The organism is Sideroxydans sp. (assembly GCF_054604835.1).
The window spans coordinates 448,074-466,448 of record NZ_JBTSFG010000001.1 but is presented as its reverse complement, the minus strand read 5'-3'; the positions used below and the strand labels follow the sequence as shown (position 1 = coordinate 466,448).

The following is an 18,375-nucleotide window of genomic DNA, read 5'->3' as shown; positions in this document are numbered from 1 at the left end:
TTACTCCTTCTAGTTATCTATCGCTACGCGCAATTCTTGCACCAATCGCCCTACATTGGCGACCACATTCTGTTCGGTGGAATCTTCGATCTCCTGCACGATGCGGCTACCCACCACCACACCATCACACAACTTTGCTACCGCCTTGGCTGTCGCCGCATCACGGATGCCGAAACCGACACCGATAGGCAGCTTGATGTGCTTGCGCAATTGCGGCAGTTTCTGTTCGATGGCGGACAGATCGAGGTTGCCCGCACCAGTCACGCCTTTCAGCGAAACATAGTACACATAGCCGCGTGCCAGTTTTGCGACCTGTTCGATACGCGCCTCGTTGGTGGTCGGTGCCAACAGGAAGATAGGCGCGATGCCATGTGCCTGCAGATGCTCGAATGCTTCGTGACTTTCTTCCGGCGGGAAATCCACGGTCAATGCACCGTCCACACCGACTTCGGCGCAACGCTTGGCGAACACTTCCCAGCCCATCGCCTCGATGGGATTACCGTAACCCATCAACACCACCGGCGTGGTCGTATCCTGCTTGCGGAACTCAGCCACCATGTTCAGCACACCGCGCAGCGTCGTACCATTCTTGAGTGCACGCTCGGAAGCGCGCTGGATGGTCGGGCCATCGGCCATCGGATCGGAGAACGGCACGCCCAGTTCGAGCACATCCGCCCCTGCCGCCACCAGCCCGTGCATCAGCGGCACGGTGAGTTGCTGCGAAGGATCGCCTGCGGTGATAAATGGAATGAGTGCTTTGCGCTGTTGCTGTTTGAGCTTGCCAAAAGTGCTATCGATGCGGCTCATAGTGTGATGCCTTTCAGCTTCGCCACGGTGTTCATGTCTTTGTCGCCGCGACCCGACAGATTAACCAGCAGCACTTTGTCTTTGCTCATCGTTGGCGCGATCTTCATCGCATGCGCCAGCGCATGGCTGGATTCCAGCGCGGGGATGATGCCCTCAAAACGGCACAAAGCATCGAAAGCGGCCAGCGCCTCGTCGTCATTGATCGCAAAATACTGCGCACGTCCAATGTCCTTCAACAAGCAATGCTCGGGGCCGACGCCGGGATAATCCAGTCCGGCGGAGATGGAATGGGTCTCGATGATCTGGCCGTTCTCGTCCTGGATCAAATAGACCTTGTTGCCGTGCAACACGCCGACCTTGCTGTTGGCTGTGAGCGGCGCGGCATGTTGCCCGCTGGCGATGCCGTGACCGCCCGCTTCCACGCCGATGATTTGCACCTCGGGCACATCGATATAGGGATGGAACAAGCCGATAGCGTTGGAACCACCGCCGACACAGGCGATCACCGCATCCGGCTGGCGGCCGATCATCTCCGGCATCTGCACTTTGGCCTCGTTGCCGATCACGCACTGGAAATCGCGCACCATCATGGGGTACGGATGCGGGCCCGCAGCCGTGCCGAAGATATAGAAGGTGGATTCGACGTTGGTGACCCAGTCGCGGATCGCTTCATTGCATGCATCTTTCAGCGTGCGCGAACCGCTCTCTACCGGCACCACGGTCGCGCCCAGCAACTTCATGCGGAACACGTTCGGTGCCTGACGCTGGATGTCCTCCGCCCCCATGTAGACGATGCATTCCATGCCGAAGCGCGCTGCCACGGTGGCAGTCGCCACGCCGTGCATGCCCGCACCGGTCTCGGCGATGACGCGCTTCTTGCCCATGCGTTTGGCCAGCAAGGCCTGACCGATGGCGTTGTTGATCTTGTGCGCGCCGGTGTGGTTCAGGTCTTCGCGCTTCAGATAGATCTGCGCGCCGCCCAAGTCATCGGAAAGGCGCTTGGCGTGATAGATGGGGCTGGGACGACCGACGTAGTGCTTGAGTTCATAGGCGAACTCGGCCTTGAATTCCGGATCGTCACGGAAACGCAGATACTGCTGGCGCAATTCCTCGACTGCCGGGATCAGCGTTTCGGCCATGTAGACGCCGCCGAACTGGCCGAAGTGACCTTGCTGGTCAGGATAACTGTATGTCAACGTTCTTAACCTCTTTGATGAATGCAGCGATCATCGCCGCATCTTTGATTCCTTTTGACGCCTCGACGCCGCTGGAGACATCGACCGCGTATGGCCGCACCGCGCGCACCGCCAGCGCCACATTGGCTGGTTGCAGCCCGCCGGACAGGATCACCGGCAACGACAACTCGCGCGGGATCAGCGCCCAGTCGAAAGACTCTCCGGTACCGCCCTGCACACCTTCCACATAGGCATCGAGCAGCAAGCCTTGGGCGTCCGCATAACGGGCCGCGCATTCTACCAAATCCACCCCCGGCCTGACGCGTATCGCCTTCAAATAAGGGCGGCCGAACTGGGCACAGAATTCGGGGGATTCATCGCCATGGAACTGCAGCACATCGAGCGGCACTTGCGCGAGGACCTCTCGCACCATTCCTTCCAATGGGTCGACGAACAGGCCAACGCTGGTCACGAAGGGGGGCAATGCACGCAACAGTTCTGACGCCCGCTGCGGTGGGATATTGCGCGGGCTCTTGTCATAGAACACGAAACCGAGCGCATCCGCGCCTGCCGCCACCGCAGCCTGCAGGTCCTGTTCACGGGTGATGCCGCATATCTTGATTCGGGTCATAGCGGATTCAATCGTTTTCCGAGGGCGGCATTGTACCTTGCGGCAGTCCCCACTTTGGGTCGTAGCCGATGTGTCGCAGATAGAGGCCATCGGGCATGAATGTCGGCGCCGCCAGCTTGCGCTCGCGCGATTCCAGGATCTGCTTCATCCACTCTGGGGGATATTTGCCTTTGCCGACATACACCAGACAGCCGACGATATTGCGCACCATGTGATGCAGGAACGCATTGGCGGTCAAGTCAAAGATGATCGTTTCGCCCTGTTGGTAAATGTCCAGTTTTGCCAGCGTCTTGATTGGCGACTTGGCCTGACACTGCGAAGCACGGAAAGCACTGAAATCATGTTCGCCCAACAGATGAGCTGCCGCTTCCTGCATCGCGGCGGCATCAAGTGGCGCATGGAACCAGCCCGCCTTGCCCGCATGCACAGCCAGCCTTTGGGGGCGATTGAACAGCACGTACTGATAACTGCGCGACCATGCCGAAAATCTCGCGTGGAATTCATCGCTCACCTCGTGTGCCCACAATACAGCGATACCTGCAGGCAGCAGCGCATTGCAGCCGCGCACCCATGCGGTGAGCTGGCGAACCGTAGACGTGTCGAAATGCACGACCTGCTCCAGTGCATGCACGCCGGTATCCGTGCGTCCGGCGGCGATGATGCTTATTCGTTCGCAGGCGATAGCCGACAACGCATCCTGCAAAGCATCTTGCACGTTCGCCATATCCGGCTGGCTTTGCCAGCCGTGGTAACGACTTCCGTCATATTCCACACCGAGTGCGATCCTCATCTCCAGACCCCGTAAAGTAGCGCTGCACACAACAGCAGACTCAAGCCGTCCGCTGCCTTGAGCGCAATCCTGTCCAGCATCACCTGCGGACCGGCCTCGCCTGGTGGCTGCAGCGCATCGCCGATCGCCCGCTTCCAGTCTGCCGCAGTATCGCGCATGGCCGGTTCGGCATATTGCAGTGTCAGCGCCAGCCGCACGGCGACCCGTTCTCGCGATCCTCCGAACCAGTTCAGCGGGTAGGCCAGCGCATAAATACCGCTGATGAATTGAGCCTGAGTCAACAACGACAGCAGGATCGCCAATCCAGACAACATGGATAGCAATCGCCCCAGTTGCATCAAACCGTCCGACAGACCTTCCAGCGTCGGCGAGAATCGCCCCAGTTCAGTCACCAGTGCGACGCCCGGCGTCGAATATGCATAGACCAGCAGCAGGGAGAGCAATATCCAGCGTGTGCGCCGGATCAAACTAAAGAGTTGGCGCGAATCGAGTTTCGCCGCCGCGATGAACAGCACAACCGTCATCAGGAACAAGCCAAGCTCAGACAGTGCTTGTGCCGTGATGGAGAGTGTTATCCAGATCAATATCTGTATAGCGGGATGGGGCATCAGCCTATCCATTCGTTCAAATAAAAACGGCAGCCGAAATGGCTGCCGTCGCTTTCATGCGTAATACTTAAAGCTGATCAAGGATGCTTTGCGCACTGGCACGCTGCTGGTCATCGCCGTCACGCATCACTTCTTCGAGTATCTCTTTCGCACCGGCTCCGTCACCCATCTCTTGGTAGGCTTTGGCCAGATCAAGCTTGGTAGCGACTTCCTGCCACCGCTCATCCTTGACCTCTGCAGCCGGGCTGGCTGCATCGCTGCCACCCAGTCCATCCAGATTCAGGCTGATATCTCCCAAACCGATATCCATCGGGGCGGAAGGTTTTTCTTCCGCAGACTGGCCGTATTCCGGGATATCCAGCGTGAATGCCAAACTATCATCGCTTGCAGGCGTTTCAGTTTTGGTAGCCGCAGTTTCTTCCGGCTGGGCAGAGGTTATATCGAACATCAGATCATCCAGCCCTGCAGCTGGCTCAGCAGCCGTCGCAGCGGCTACCGGAGCCTGGAAACCCGAATGAGTAGATGTCACGTCGAACATCAGATCGTCCGATGCTTCCGTTTGATCAGACGCCCCTGCTGCCTCAGTCATCTGGCTGGGAACACCGGGATGCGTAGAGGTCACGTCGAAGATCAGATCGTCGGATGCAGCAGTTTCTGTATTGCTTCCTTCTGTCGACTCCGCTGCTTTATTTTCAGATTCACTGTCCTGATGCGCACCCGTGATATCAAAATCCATCGGCGATTCGCTCGCCGCCTGCATCTCTTTGGCAGAAAGGATGGTCGTCGACTCACTGGATGACGACTGCGGCTGCATCACCACAGTACCCAGGAAATCATCGGCTTGTGCACTCGCCTCGCTCTTTTCCGTAGCGAAGGTATCCATCATCATGGTATCAAGCGCGTTCGACTCTTGATTCTCGGAGCCAGACGAACCGAAACCAAGGTCGAAATCGACTGCCGGCTCTGCCGTCTCTTCAACTTGGGGAGCGCCTGCATCGTTTGCTTCGCCTTCTCCGCCATAATATGGATTGCTCGGCTCAAGCTCACGCCCCATCGCAGCCACTTGCTGCCATGCTGCCTCGTCACCACCGTCCTTGATCTGGCGGGCATAGGTCATGAACGTGTTCGTATCCTTGCGAGTCGAATAGATCGACAGCAGCTTGAGGATGATCGGCACATCGCCCGGTTTGGAATTCAGTGCTTCTTTCAACACTTCTTCAGCCTGGACGTCGCGCCCGAAGGTGAGGAATAGATCTGCCTCGGCGATCGGATCGACCTCATCGGAGTGGCTCTCTTCGGCAGTATCTTCAGCTTGCTGTGTGAAGTCACCCGTGTCAGGTGACGGCATCACCGGTTCTGCGATACGTCCAGTCGAGCTGCCGATGTCATCGGCTTCAGTAGCAACTGCGGCCGCCGCTTTCTTGGGAACCGTCTTGCCGCTTCGACGCGACAGCCAGAAACCTGCGCCCAGCAATGCGATCAATCCTGCAGCACCACCTCCCAACAACACTGGATCTTCCAGCAGACTATCGATCAGTGAAACTTCTGCTTGCGGCACCTCTACGGGCGCAGGCACAGCAGGCTTGGCGACAGGTTTAGCCGGCACAGGTGCACTGGCACCGATCGAAGCGGTTGGCACGCCCGCATCCGGAGCTTGCGTAGCTTTTTTTGCAGCTTCAGCCTGTTGCTTCTTCAGTTCAGCAAGTCGCTCCAGATCTTTGACGTTCTTTTCCAGTAGTGCCGTACGATCTTGCGCTTCTTTCAGTGCCTTGGCCTTGGCAACGGACTCTTCTTCCTTGCTGCTGGCCGAACCACCGGCAACACCGTCTCCAGGCGCCTCTCCCTTGGAGAGTTTCAGCACTTCTGTTGGCGCTTCTTTGCTCGCCGCCTTCTCGGTCACTGCGGCAGTCACCTTGCCCGAAGCGCCCTGTTGTGCTGTTTGCTCGCGTGCTTCGGCACGGACCGCCGCCAGTTGCTGACGATAAGCGTTCCAATCTTCCACTTGCGCGCGGTAGACCTTCACCGCTTCGCCTTGCTGAACCGCCTCGATCTCAGCGGCATCCGGCACGCGAATGATCTTGCCCGCTTTCAGGCGGTTCATGTTCTTGCCCATGAAAGCGTCGCTGTTGGCACGATACATCGCCACCAGCATGCGCTCCAGACTGACGTCTGCAGGCTTGACCTTCAGCGCGATCTTGCTCAAGGAATCGCCACGCACCACTTTGATGTCGACACTCTCAGCCACCGGAATGGCTTCTTCCTTGCTCAAGGCATCTTCCACAACCACAGGAGCTTCTTCCTGTACCGGCTCCGCTGGCATCGCAGCGACTTCTTCAGCTGGCGGGGCTTCCGTGACAGGAGTCTGTTCTGCCGCAGTCGGTTCCACATCGGTTGCTTCAGCACTAACTTCTGCAGGGGCGGCTTCCGCAGGCGCTTCCGGAACAGTCGGTGCGATCAGAGGTTCGGGCATCGCCTCTACAACCGGCAGCGGCTCGCTCAGCGCCGGAGGTGTCGAAACGACTGGGGCGATAGGTTTGACCGTTTCGGCTTGTGGTTCGACAGCAAAGCCGACCGGATCAAGCAGGAACGTGTATTCGCGCATGAGCTTGCCGGAAGGCCAGGCAACCTCTACCAGCAGCGTGACAAATGGCTCGTTAACAGGCTGCGCAGAAGTGATGATCACACGGGGCTGTGCACTGTCGCGATTGGCGATCGCGAACTTCAGTTTGGGTAATGCATAGGGATAGTCGATGCCGGCGGCCTTGAAGGCTTCTACTGATGCAAGCTTGGCGACGATACTGTTTCTGTCAGCTTTTTCCACTGCAACCAGCTCGATCTCTGCCTTCAGCGGTTGCCCCAGATTGGAACTGACTGCCATACCGCCCAGACCCGTCGCACTCGCGATACCGGATACAAGCAAGCAGGCAAGATAACCCGACGTTTTTATAATCGTTTTCAGCACACTGCCACCCTCATTCTTTCCCTGACGATATTCAGACTAACATCAGAGGGTTAGTGATGCAAGCTCACCTACCCTCTAGGTTCAGGCACTAACCGGCGGTTATCAACCGGATTTTTGCCACTAGCCCAACAAGATTCGCAACATACGACGCAACGGCTCGGCCGCCCCCCAAAGCAACTGATCGCCGCAAACAAAGGCACTGACATACTCAGGGCCCAATTCCATCTTGCGCACGCGGCCCACTGCGATATCCAGTTTTCCGGTTACAGCAGTCGGCGTCAGTTCGTGCATAGACAATTCTCGCTGATTCGGGACGAACTTGACCCAAGGGTTGCCCCCCTTGATCAATGCCTCGATCTCGCTCAACGGCACATCCTTGTTCAATTTGATCGTCAACGCCAAGCTATGGCTACGCATCGCACCGATGCGCACGCACAGACCATCGACCGGAATGACGGAAGCCGTCCCCAATATCTTGTTTACCTCGGCTTTGCCTTTCCATTCTTCTTTGGATTGGCCATTCTCAAGTTGCTTGTCGATCCATGGGATCAGACTACCCGCGAGTGGTGCACCGAAATTCTCGACAGGCATAGCTCCTGAACGCATCGCCTCAGTCAGCAAACGATCAATCTCAAGGATGGGCGACTTGGGGTCGGCCAGCAGACTGGCGACTGATGCATGCGCAACACCCATCTGACTCAGCAGTTCTCGCATATTCTGAGCGCCGGCACCGGATGCAGCCTGATAGGTCATCGAAGACACCCATTCAACGAGCCCTGCATGGAACAAACCGCCCAATCCCATCAACAAGATGCTGTTGGTGCAGTTGCCGCCGATGAAGTTCTTGCCGCCGTTCGCCAGCGACTTCTTGATGAGGTCGAGGTTGACCGGATCAAGGATGATGACCGCGTCCTTTTCCATGCGCAGAGTCGAGGCTGCATCGATCCAGTAGCCGTTCCAGCCCGCCGCACGCAACTTTGGGAATATCTCGGTGGTGTAATCGCCGCCCTGACAGGAGATGATGGCATCCATCGCCTTCAACTCATTGATGTCCATCGCATCCTTCAAGGGCACGCCTCGACCTTCAGCGGGCGACTCCCCGCCCGCATTGGAAGTGGTGAAGAACACGGCATCGATCAAATCGAAGTCCTTCTCCTCACGCATACGCTGCATGAGTACCGAACCGACCATGCCGCGCCAACCGATCAAACCGACTTTCATGATTATTCCTTAACTCTGAAATTAGAGTGCAGCGACCACTGCATCGCCCATCGCAGCGCAGCCCACCTTGTTGCAACCCTCGGTGTAGATATCCGCCGTACGGTAACCTTGCGCCAGCGCCTTCTTCACCGCATCTTCGATACGCACCGCGTTCACTTCGTCATTGAAGGTATAGCGCAGCATCATCGCAGCCGACAGGATGGTCGCCAAGGGATTGGCAACATCCTTGCCGGCGATGTCGGGCGCAGAACCGTGGCTGGGCTCGTACATGCCCTTGTTGTTCGCATCCAGTGACGCGGACGGCAACATGCCGATGGAGCCGGTCAGCATGGAGGCCTCATCGGACAGAATGTCGCCGAAGATATTGCCGGTGACCATCACGTCGAACTGCTTGGGCGCGCGTATGAGCTGCATCGCGGCATTGTCCACGTACATATGAGACAGCTCGACTTCCGGGTATTCCTTGGCCAGCTCGATCATCACCTGACGCCACAGCTCAGTGGTCTCCAGCACGTTAGCCTTGTCCACGGAACACACTTTTTTGTTGCGCTTCATAGCGATGTCGAATGCGACGCGACCGATGCGTTTAATCTCGGTCTCGTTATAGCGCATGGTGTTAATGCCTTCGCGCTCACCGTTCTCCAAAGTGGAGATGCCGCGCGGCTGTCCGAAGTAGATGTCTCCGGTCAGTTCACGCACGATCATGATGTCCAGACCGGACACCACTTCCGGCTTCAGCGTGGAAGCAGAAGCCAGCTCAGGGTACAACAAGGCAGGACGAAGATTCGCGAACAGATTCAGTTCCTTGCGAATGCGCAGCAGACCGCGCTCGGGACGCAGATGACGCTCCAACTTGTCATACTTCCAGTCGCCCACCGCGCCCAGCAACACGGCATCGGACGCTTTGGCCAGTGCCAGTGTCGCATCCGGCAGCGGATCGCCCGCTGCCTCATAGCCTGCTCCGCCGATAGGTGCCTCTTCCATTTGCAGGCCGATATTCAGCGCATTCAAAACCTTCACGGCTTGCGCCACGATCTCTGGGCCGATGCCGTCACCCGGCAAAACTGCGATCTTCATACTCTCTTCCAATCGAAAAATATTATGCGTACAACCAGGGTTGCGCTGTGCGGTGCTTCGCCTCGAACGCCTTGATGTCATCCACGTGCTGCAAGGTCAGACCGATGTCGTCCAGACCGTTTAGCAGGCAATGCTTGCGGTGGGCATCCACCTCGAACGGGTACACCGCACCGTCAGGCGCGGTGATTGTCTGCTGTTCGAGATCGACCTTCAGCTTGTAACCGACGCCAGCTTCCACCGCCTTGAACAGCGCATCAACCTTGTCCGCCGCCAGCTTGACCGGCAGCAAACCGTTCTTGAAGCAGTTGTTGAAGAAGATGTCGGCGAAACTGGGCGCGATGATGACGCGCAAGCCGTAGTCTTCCAGCGCCCACGGCGCGTGCTCGCGCGAACTGCCGCAACCGAAGTTCTCGCGCGCCAGCAAAACCTGCGCACCCTGGTAGCGCGGTTGGTTCAGCACGAAATCCGGATTCACAGGACGTTTGCTGTTGTCCATGCCCGGCTCACCGTGATCCAGATAACGCCATTCGTCGAACGCATTGGGGCCGAAGCCGGAACGCTTGATCGACTTCAGGAACTGCTTGGGAATGATGGCATCGGTGTCCACGTTGGCCCTATCCAACGGCACCACCAAGCCATCAAAAGTCTCGAATTTTTTCATTGCCACTCCCGCACATCCACAAAATGCCCCGCGATCGCCGCAGCCGCAGCCATTGCCGGACTCACCAGATGCGTACGACTACCCTGGCCTTGACGGCCTTCGAAGTTGCGGTTCGAAGTGGAGGCGCAACGCTCGCCCGCTTCCAGACGATCGTCATTCATCGCCAGACACATTGAACAACCAGGATCGCGCCATTCGAAACCGGCATCAATGAACACCTTGTCCAGACCTTCCTGCTCGGCTTGCGCTTTCACCAGACCGGAACCGGGCACCACCATCGCCAGCTTGACGTTGGCCGCGACCTTCTTTCCCTTGGCGATTGCTGCTGCTTCGCGCATATCTTCGATGCGTCCGTTAGTGCAGGAACCGATGAACACCTTGTCCACCTTGATCTCGCTGATCGGCGTATTGGCTTGCAAGCCCATGTACTGCAAAGCACGCTCCCAGTCGCCGCGTTTGACCGCATCGGGAGCAGAAGCCGGATCCGGCACGCGACCATTGATGTCAGTCACCATCTCAGGAGACGTTCCCCAGGTCACTTGCGGCTTGATCTGCGACGCGTCCAGTTCCACCGTCGCATCGAACTTTGCACCGTCGTCGGAATGCAATGTCTTCCAATACGCGACCGCCTTGTCCCAGTTCTCGCCTTGCGGCGCGAACGGACGGCCCTTCACATAGTTAATGGTCCTGTCGTCAGCCGCCACCATGCCGGCGCGCGCACCAGCCTCAATGGCCATGTTGCACAGGGTCATGCGGCCTTCCATGCTCAGGTCACGAATGGCAGCACCGGCGAACTCAATGGCGAAACCCGTGCCGCCCGCCGTACCGATCTTGCCGATCACTGCCAGCGCGATATCCTTGGCAGTCACCCCGCGCCCCAGCCTGCCTTCCACTTTGACCAGCATGGCCTTGGATTTCTTCGCCACCAGACACTGCGTCGCCATCACATGCTCGACCTCGGAAGTGCCGATACCGTGTGCCAATGCAGCGAAAGCGCCGTGCGTACTGGTATGCGAATCGCCGCACACCACGGTCATGCCGGGCAAGGTCGCGCCCTGTTCGGGTCCCATCACGTGCACCACACCCTGGCGGATATCGCCCATCTTGAATTCGACGATACCGTACTCGGCACAGTTCGCATCCAGCGTCTCCACTTGCAAACGGGAGATCGGGTCGGCGATACCGGCCGCGCGATTGGTGGTCGGCACGTTGTGATCCGGCACCGCCAGCATGGAGGCGGTACGCCACGGCTTGCGATGGGCCAGTTTCAGGCCCTCAAATGCCTGCGGGCTGGTGACTTCGTGCACCAATTGACGGTCGATATAGATCAACGCGGTGCCGTCGGCATCCTGCCGCACCACGTGAGAATCCCAGAGTTTGTCGTATAAGGTTTTTGAGCTCATTTGCATGCTTCCATTGGAGCGCCGGATTATGCCACAGCGTCAGGCTTTTCCGCCATGCGACGCACCTTCCACACCATCAGCAGCAACCCTGCGAACCCCATCAGCGCGCTAAAGGTATACAACGCCGAGCCGCCCCAGTGCTGCCAGATCGGCCCGCTGGCCAGCCCGCCCAAGACACCGCCGGCGCCATAAGTCACGCTACCGAACAGCGCCTGCCCGCGCGATTGATGCCGCCCCTGAAAGAACTCATGCACCATGCCCACCGATGCCGCATGAAAGGAACCGAAGGTGAAGGCATGCAACACCTGCGCAAATAACAGCAGATAAACGACATCCACCGCCCACCCTATCAGCAGGAAACGCATGGCAGCAGCCGCAAAGCTGAACAATAGTATGCGTGCGAACCCGAAGCGCTGCACCAGAGCCGGCATCAGGAAGAACACGCCGATCTCGCAGATCACGCCCAGCGCCCACAGCCCGCCTACGGCACTCTTGGCATAACCGTGCTCCACCAGATAGATGGAGAAGAAGGTGTAATAAGGACCATGCGCCACGGCCATCAGAAAACTGGCACCCAGAAAGGCCAGCACGCGCGGCTGCATCACGATCTGCCGGATAGGCTGATGATCGGTGTGATGCGCCAGCACTTCGGTCTTGGGCATCTCGCGCGCGAACAGCAGGATGCCGATCTCGCATAGCAGCCCAGCCCACAACAGCCAGGCGATGGCAACGTAGTCGAAGGCATAGCCCAAACCAACGACCGCCACGATGAATCCCACCGACCCCCAGGAACGCAAACGCCCGTAGTGCGCCGTATTCTTGCCCAGATAGGTAAGCGTGGTCGCCTCCACCAGCGGCATCGATGCACTCCAGAAGAAGTTCATCAGCAGCATCACCGCGAACAGCCCCCAGAAGCTTTCAGTGAAGAACACGCCCGTGTAGAACAGCGCACTCAGCCCCGCCGCAGCCACCACCACTTCCTGCCGCTTGCCCGTATGGTCGGCCAGCCAGCCCCACAGGCTGGGCGCGACCATACGCATCACAGGCTGCAAACTCATCAGGATGGCGATCTCGATGGCATCGAAATGCAGCGATTGCAGGTAGAGACTCCAATACGGGGAGAACATCCCCACGAAGGCGAAATAGAAGAAATAGAAACCGGCGATACGCCAGTGGTAGTTGCGGGTGGTCATGGCGGGCTGTCTTGAACGGCGCGCATTATCGCACCAAATTTTTTTCGCGCTGCCCCTTGAAAACGAAAATCGTGCCCCCATCAAGCAACAGTCGAAAATAGGAGAAGCACATGGAACAGAAAGAGAATCAGCCGCAGATCGAACAACACGAAGCTGCGGCCAGCGCCGAATCCGCCGCCCAACAACACACCGACAAGACACCCAGCATGGAAGAGATGCTGCAGGAAGCCGAGCGCAAGGCACAGGAACACTATGACGCCTGGATGTACGCCAAGGCCGAGGGTGAGAACATCCGCCGCCGCGCGGCCGAAGACGTGAGCAAGGCACAGAAGTTCGCGGTGGAACGCTTCTCCGGCGAGATGCTGGCAGTGATGGACAGCCTGCAAGCCGGTCTGGCCGTCGAGACCGAGAACGTGGAAAGTTTCAAGAGCGGCATGGAACTGACCCTCAAGCAGCTATCCACTGTGTTCGAGAAGTTCAACATCACCGAGATCAACCCGGTCGGCGAGAAACTGGACCCGCATAAACATCAAGCCATCGGCATGGTGGAAAGCGAGCAAGCGACCAACACCGTGGTCAGCGTGATGCAGAAGGGCTACACCCTGAACGAGCGCGTGCTACGTCCGGCGCTGGTGATGGTGTCAAAAGGAAAAGAATAAGGCACTTGAAATTTCCGCCATCGCCCTGATATCAGGCTCCGAGGCAACAGAAACCAACCAATTCAAGCATTCAACTGAAAGGAAAGCATCATGGGAAAAATCATCGGTATCGACTTGGGCACCACCAACTCTTGCGTAGCCATCATGGAGAACGGCAAAACCAAGGTGATCGAGAACGCGGAAGGTACGCGCACGACGCCCTCCATCATCGCCTACATGGAAGACGGTGAAGTGCTGGTGGGCGCGCCCGCCAAGCGTCAGGCCGTGACCAACCCGAAGAACACCCTGTACGGCGTGAAGCGTCTGATCGGTCGCCGTTTCGAGGAGCCGATGGTGCAGAAAGACATCGCCATGGTTCCCTACTCCATCGTCAAGGCCAAGAACGGCGACGCATGGGTGAAGGTGCGCGACAAAGAGATCTCCGCTCCGGAGATCTCCGCCGAAGTGCTGATGAAGATGAAGAAGACCGCCGAAGACTACTTGGGCGAACCGGTCACCGAGGCCGTCATCACCGTTCCAGCCTACTTCAACGACAGCCAACGCCAGGCAACCAAGGATGCGGGCCGCATCGCCGGTCTGGATGTGAAACGCATCATCAACGAACCGACTGCGGCTGCGCTGGCTTTCGGTATGGACAAGCAGGAAGGCGACCGCAAGATCGCGGTGTATGACTTGGGCGGCGGCACGTTCGACATCTCCATCATCGATATCGCCGAGATCGACGGCGAACACCAGTTCGAAGTGCTGTCCACCAACGGCGACACTTTCCTCGGCGGCGAAGACTTCGACATGCGCGTGATTGAGTTTCTGGTGGAAGAGTTCAAGAAGGAAAGCGGCGTTGACCTGAAGAAGGACATGCTGGCATTGCAACGCCTGAAAGACGCAGCAGAAAAAGCCAAGATCGAGCTGTCTTCCGCGCAGCAGACCGAAGTCAATCTGCCCTACATCACAGCAGACGCGACCGGCCCGAAACACCTGGCCGTGAAGATCACCCGCGCCAAGCTGGAAAGCATCGTGGAAGATCTGGTCGCACGTACCATCGAGCCGTGCAAGATCGCCATGAAGGATGCGGGCGTGTCGAATGCCGACATCGCCGACGTGATCCTGGTCGGCGGCCAGACACGCATGCCGATGGTGCAGGAAAAAGTTAAGGAGTTCTTCGGCAAGGAAGCGCGCAAGGACGTGAACCCGGACGAAGCTGTGGCAGTTGGCGCGGCCATCCAGGGCGGCGTGTTGCAAGGTGAAGTCAAGGACGTGCTGCTGCTGGACGTGACCCCGTTGTCTCTGGGTATCGAGACCATGGGCGGCGTGATGACCAAGCTCATCAAGAAGAACACCACCATCCCGACCAAGGCATCGCAAGTGTTCTCCACAGCCGACGACAACCAGTCCGCCGTGACTATCCACGTGCTGCAGGGCGAGCGCGAGATGTCCTCCGGCAACAAGAGCCTGGGTCAGTTCAACCTGTCCGACATCCCGCCGGCACCGCGAGGAATGCCGCAGATCGAAGTGACCTTCAACATCGACGCCAACGGCATTTTGCATGTGGGCGCGAAGGATAAGGCCACCGGCAAGGAAGCGAACATCACCATCAAGGCCAGCTCCGGCCTCTCCGAAGAAGAGATCCAGCGCATGGTGGCGGATGCCGAAGCGCATGCCGACGAAGACAAGAAGGCCGTGGAACTGGTGACTTCGCGCAACCAGCTGGACGCGCTGATCCACTCCACCAACAAGTCGATGAAGGAATACGGCGAGCAGTTGTCCGCTGACGAGAAAGCCGCCATCGAAGCTGCTGTGAAGGATGCCGAGGAAGTAGTGAAAGGCGACGACAAGGAAGCCATCGAGGCCAAGACTGAAACACTGGCGACTGCCGCACAGAAGCTGGGCGAGAAGATGTACGCCGCCGAGCAAGCCAAGGCGCAGGCTACAGGCGGCGCGCAAGCAGAAGCCGGTGCAAAAGCCGACGATGCCGATGTGGTGGATGCCGAATTCACCGAAGTCAAGGACGACAAGAAGTAAGCCTCACCTTTCTTGATGCTGTAACCGGTGGGGCGCATGCGCCCCATCGTCACATGGAAAAAACATGAGCAAGCGCGACTATTACGAAGTCCTCGGCGTCAACCGTGACGCGTCGGAGGAAGAGATCAAGAAGGCTTATCGCAAGCTGGCGATGAAGCATCACCCCGACCGCAATCCGGACAACCCGAAGGCGGAGGAACACTTCAAAGAAGCCAAGGAAGCCTACGAGACTTTGTCCGACGGGCAGAAACGTGCCGCCTATGACCAATATGGCCACGCAGCATTCGAAGCGGGTGGCATGGGTGGCGGCAACCCGTTCGGCGGAGGGGCCGGTGCGGGCGGTTTCGATTTCGGCGACATCTTCGGCGACATCTTCGGGGGCGGACGCGGCGGACGCCAGCAGGCGCATCGTGGCGCCGACCTGCGCTACAACCTGGAGATCACGCTGGAAGAAGCCGCACGCGGTGCCGAGAAACAGATTCGCATCCCGGTGATGGAAGAGTGCGAAACCTGTGATGGGTCCGGCGCCAAACCCGGCACTACGGCCACCACCTGCCAGACCTGTGCCGGTCACGGTCAGGTACGCATGCAGCAGGGCTTCTTCTCGGTGCAACAGACCTGCCCGCGCTGCCACGGCAGCGGCAAGCAGATCAGCTCGCCATGCAAGGATTGCCACGGCAGCGGTCGCGTGAAAAAACAAAAGACGCTGGAGATCAAGATCCCCGCCGGTATTGACACCGGCATGCGCCTGCGCCACAGCGGCCATGGCGAAGCCGGTTCGCACGGTGCACCGCACGGCGACCTGTATGTGGAGATCCACATCAAGCCGCACAGCGTGTTCGAACGTAACGGCGACGACCTGCATTGCGAGATGCCGATCAGCTTCACCACGGCGGCGCTGGGTGGCGAGATCGAGATCCCCACGCTGGACGGCGCGGCGCGCATCAAGATCCCGGCCGAGACACAGAGCGGCAAGCAGTTCCGCCTGCGCGGCAAGGGCATCAAGGGCATGCGCACGCATCAGCACGGCGACCTGCATTGCCACGTCATCGTGGAAACGCCATCCAACCTGACTGATCGCCAGAAGGAATTGCTGCGCGAGTTCGAGGAGATCAGCCAGTCCGATTCCGCGCGCCATAACCCGCGCGCAAAATCATGGATGGGCAAGGTGAAGGACTTCTTCGGTCAGTAACGGCCTTCACCGCCCGTCGGCAAGGAGGCGCACATGCAAGTCAAAGCACTCGGCCATGTAGTGCTCAAGGTCCGCGACCTTGAGCGCTCCGTCGCCTTCTATCGCGATGTGCTGGGCATGAAAGAAGTCGCGCGTTACCGCGACGTGATGGCCTTCTTCTCACTAGGCGACAACCATCACGACCTTGGTTTGATGCAGATCGGCGCACACGCGCCGGAGGCGGATGCCGGCAGCGTCGGTCTTTATCACGTGGCATTCAAGGTAGGCGATAGTCTGGATGAGTTGCGAGCATGCAAAGCGCACCTTGAAGCGAACAACGTCAGCATCTTCGGCATGAGCGACCACGGTGTGAGCCAGTCGCTCTACTTGCATGATCCGGACGGCATCGAGATCGAACTGTATGTCGATGCCGACCCCGCCATCTGGCGCGACGATCCCGGTGCGGTGCTGACCACCAAACGACTCCAACTCTAGGCGAGCATCGACAGTCGGTTTGCTCTATGATGCGCCGCGATAACTTTCAAAAACAGGAGTCGCACATGACCTCTACCCTGCTACTGCTCGGCGTCAGCCTCGTCGCACTGATCTACGGCATCAGCCTGTACAACCATCTGGTCAGCCTCAAGCATGCCGTCGGCAAGGCTTGGGCCAATATAGATGTCGCGCTCAAGCAGCGCCACGACGAGCTGCCCAAACTGGTCGAGGTGTGCAAACAATACAAACAGTTCGAGCAGACGACACTGCAACGTGTGATCGAAGCGCGCTCCATGGTGCAGAGCGCACGCGAAGGTCAGGACATCGCCGCACTGGGAAAAGCGGAAGGCATGCTGCGCATGGGACTGGGCAGTATATTCGCGGTGGCCGAGGCTTACCCGGAACTGAAGAGCAACGAACATTTCATGCAGTTGCAGACGCGCATCAGCGGACTGGAGAACACCATCGCCGACCGCCGCGAGTTGTATAACGAGTCGGTGAACATCTATAACGTCGGCATCGAGCAGTTCCCGGCTGTACTGATTGCCAACATGTTCGCCTATCAAAGCAAGCCATTACTGGAGTTCGCCGCCGCCGAAAAAGCGGATGTCGACATCAAGAAACTGTTCGACTAGGAACCAAAATCAAATCGCGCACTCACAGGCCATGCCCGCGCGGCTTGCTGTGTAGCGGACGATACTTTTAAACACAAAAGGAAACACAACATGAAGAAACTGCTCGTACTGACCTGTGCTCTGGCTATCGCCCAACCCGCCATGGCTGGCAACATCAACATCGGCAACCTCGGCACCCAAGCGGATTTCCGCAACGTATCTGAAGACCTGGGTTCCGCACTGAGCTACAAAGGCGTGGTTCCTGCCGAATCGATGGGCGTCACCGGTTTCGATATCGGTTTGGAAGTGACCCAGACCGATCTGGCAAAAAGCGCAGCACTGTGGAACAGCCTGACCGGCAGCGACTTCAGCAAGCTGTATGTGCCCAAACTGCACGTGACCAAAGGTCTGCCGCTGGATATCGACATCGGCGCCTTCTACTCCGTCGTACCTACTACCGATATCAAGTTGATGGGCGGCGAACTGCGCTGGGCCTTCATGCCCGGTAGCACCACCATGCCTGCCATCGCGGTACGCGGCGCGCTGACCAAGCTGTCCGGCGTGAACCAGCTGACGCTGGACACCAAGAGCGTGGACTTCTCCATCTCCAAAGGCTTCGCCATGCTGACGCCGTATGCCGGTATCGGTCAGGTATGGACCAACAGCACGCCGGATGCGGCGACCGGCTTCACAGCCGAGAGCTTCACGCAAAGCAAGTTGTTCGCCGGCGCCAACCTGAACTTCGGCCTGACCAACTTGGCCATCGAGTTCGACAAGACCGGTGCGGCCCAGTCCACCAGCTTCAAACTGGGTTTCCGCTTCTAATCCGCACGGAGAACAGGGTGCCTCTAAAAAGCCAAAATTCTAAGCAAGACAAGGCGCGAACAAA

At 58.4% G+C, this 18,375-nt stretch carries 17 protein-coding genes; 6 read left to right on the top strand and 11 right to left on the bottom strand.

The features are described 5' to 3' along the window. Positions 1-9: 9 nt before the first annotated feature. The 11 genes from trpA to ACYCZ5_RS02190 all read right to left on the bottom strand — a co-directional run bounded on the left by trpA (position 10) and on the right by ACYCZ5_RS02190 (position 12,528). The gene (gene trpA / locus ACYCZ5_RS02240) at positions 10-807 is read right to left on the bottom strand and encodes a tryptophan synthase subunit alpha (protein ID WP_461543136.1); all 798 of its coding nucleotides are present in this window, start codon (positions 805-807) and stop codon (positions 10-12) included. Beyond that, the gene (gene trpB / locus ACYCZ5_RS02235; RefSeq protein WP_461543355.1) at positions 804-1,946 is read right to left on the bottom strand and encodes a tryptophan synthase subunit beta; all 1,143 of its coding nucleotides are present in this window, start codon (positions 1,944-1,946) and stop codon (positions 804-806) included. The genes trpA and trpB overlap by 4 nt, the downstream gene beginning before the upstream one ends. Positions 1,947-1,983: 37 nt before the next feature. Then, positions 1,984-2,613: a phosphoribosylanthranilate isomerase gene (locus ACYCZ5_RS02230; protein ID WP_461543135.1), complete on the bottom strand. Its 630-nt coding sequence runs from the start codon at positions 2,611-2,613 to the stop codon at positions 1,984-1,986. 7 nt (positions 2,614-2,620) lie between these two features. Next, positions 2,621-3,403: a tRNA pseudouridine(38-40) synthase TruA gene (gene truA / locus ACYCZ5_RS02225; RefSeq protein WP_461543134.1), complete on the bottom strand. Its 783-nt coding sequence runs from the start codon at positions 3,401-3,403 to the stop codon at positions 2,621-2,623. After that, the gene (locus ACYCZ5_RS02220) at positions 3,400-4,011 is read right to left on the bottom strand and encodes an energy-coupling factor transporter transmembrane component T family protein (RefSeq protein ID WP_461543133.1); all 612 of its coding nucleotides are present in this window, start codon (positions 4,009-4,011) and stop codon (positions 3,400-3,402) included. The genes truA and ACYCZ5_RS02220 overlap by 4 nt, the downstream gene beginning before the upstream one ends. Before the next feature lie 67 nt (positions 4,012-4,078). Next, on the bottom strand, positions 4,079-6,889 hold the full coding sequence (locus tag ACYCZ5_RS02215) for a FimV/HubP family polar landmark protein (protein ID WP_461543132.1): 2,811 nt from the start codon (positions 6,887-6,889) through the stop codon (positions 4,079-4,081). 204 nt (positions 6,890-7,093) lie between these two features. After that, entirely contained in the window at positions 7,094-8,197 is a 1,104-nt protein-coding gene (gene asd / locus ACYCZ5_RS02210; RefSeq protein ID WP_461543354.1) for an aspartate-semialdehyde dehydrogenase, read from the bottom strand. 18 nt (positions 8,198-8,215) lie between these two features. Next, positions 8,216-9,271 carry a 3-isopropylmalate dehydrogenase gene (leuB, locus tag ACYCZ5_RS02205; RefSeq protein WP_461543131.1) on the bottom strand — a complete coding sequence of 352 codons (1,056 nt, stop codon included), beginning with the start codon at positions 9,269-9,271 and terminating at the stop codon, positions 8,216-8,218. Between the two features lie 22 nt (positions 9,272-9,293). Further along, entirely contained in the window at positions 9,294-9,932 is a 639-nt protein-coding gene (gene leuD, locus ACYCZ5_RS02200; RefSeq protein ID WP_461543130.1) for a 3-isopropylmalate dehydratase small subunit, read from the bottom strand. After that, the gene (leuC, locus tag ACYCZ5_RS02195) at positions 9,929-11,335 is read right to left on the bottom strand and encodes a 3-isopropylmalate dehydratase large subunit (protein WP_461543129.1); all 1,407 of its coding nucleotides are present in this window, start codon (positions 11,333-11,335) and stop codon (positions 9,929-9,931) included. Before leuC ends, leuD begins: the two co-directional genes overlap by 4 nt. Before the next feature lie 26 nt (positions 11,336-11,361). Continuing rightward, positions 11,362-12,528, bottom strand: a complete 1,167-nt coding sequence (locus ACYCZ5_RS02190; RefSeq protein ID WP_461543128.1) for an MFS transporter — start codon at positions 12,526-12,528, stop codon at positions 11,362-11,364. 110 nt (positions 12,529-12,638) lie between these two features. On the opposite strand from ACYCZ5_RS02190, the gene grpE reads away from it, so the two are divergent. The 6 genes from grpE to ACYCZ5_RS02160 all read left to right on the top strand — a co-directional run bounded on the left by grpE (position 12,639) and on the right by ACYCZ5_RS02160 (position 18,311). Beyond that, positions 12,639-13,187: a nucleotide exchange factor GrpE gene (gene grpE / locus ACYCZ5_RS02185; protein WP_461543127.1), complete on the top strand. Its 549-nt coding sequence runs from the start codon at positions 12,639-12,641 to the stop codon at positions 13,185-13,187. 90 nt (positions 13,188-13,277) lie between these two features. Then, positions 13,278-15,206 carry a molecular chaperone DnaK gene (gene dnaK / locus ACYCZ5_RS02180; RefSeq protein WP_461543126.1) on the top strand — a complete coding sequence of 643 codons (1,929 nt, stop codon included), beginning with the start codon at positions 13,278-13,280 and terminating at the stop codon, positions 15,204-15,206. A gap of 64 nt (positions 15,207-15,270) precedes the next feature. Then, the gene (gene dnaJ, locus ACYCZ5_RS02175) at positions 15,271-16,398 is read left to right on the top strand and encodes a molecular chaperone DnaJ (RefSeq protein WP_461543125.1); all 1,128 of its coding nucleotides are present in this window, start codon (positions 15,271-15,273) and stop codon (positions 16,396-16,398) included. A gap of 33 nt (positions 16,399-16,431) precedes the next feature. Then, positions 16,432-16,872 carry a VOC family protein gene (locus tag ACYCZ5_RS02170; protein ID WP_461543124.1) on the top strand — a complete coding sequence of 147 codons (441 nt, stop codon included), beginning with the start codon at positions 16,432-16,434 and terminating at the stop codon, positions 16,870-16,872. A 65-nt stretch (positions 16,873-16,937) separates the two neighbouring features. Continuing rightward, positions 16,938-17,507, top strand: a complete 570-nt coding sequence (locus ACYCZ5_RS02165; protein ID WP_461543123.1) for a LemA family protein — start codon at positions 16,938-16,940, stop codon at positions 17,505-17,507. A 90-nt stretch (positions 17,508-17,597) separates the two neighbouring features. Continuing rightward, positions 17,598-18,311: a hypothetical protein gene (locus tag ACYCZ5_RS02160; RefSeq protein ID WP_461543122.1), complete on the top strand. Its 714-nt coding sequence runs from the start codon at positions 17,598-17,600 to the stop codon at positions 18,309-18,311. Positions 18,312-18,375 lie beyond the last annotated feature (64 nt).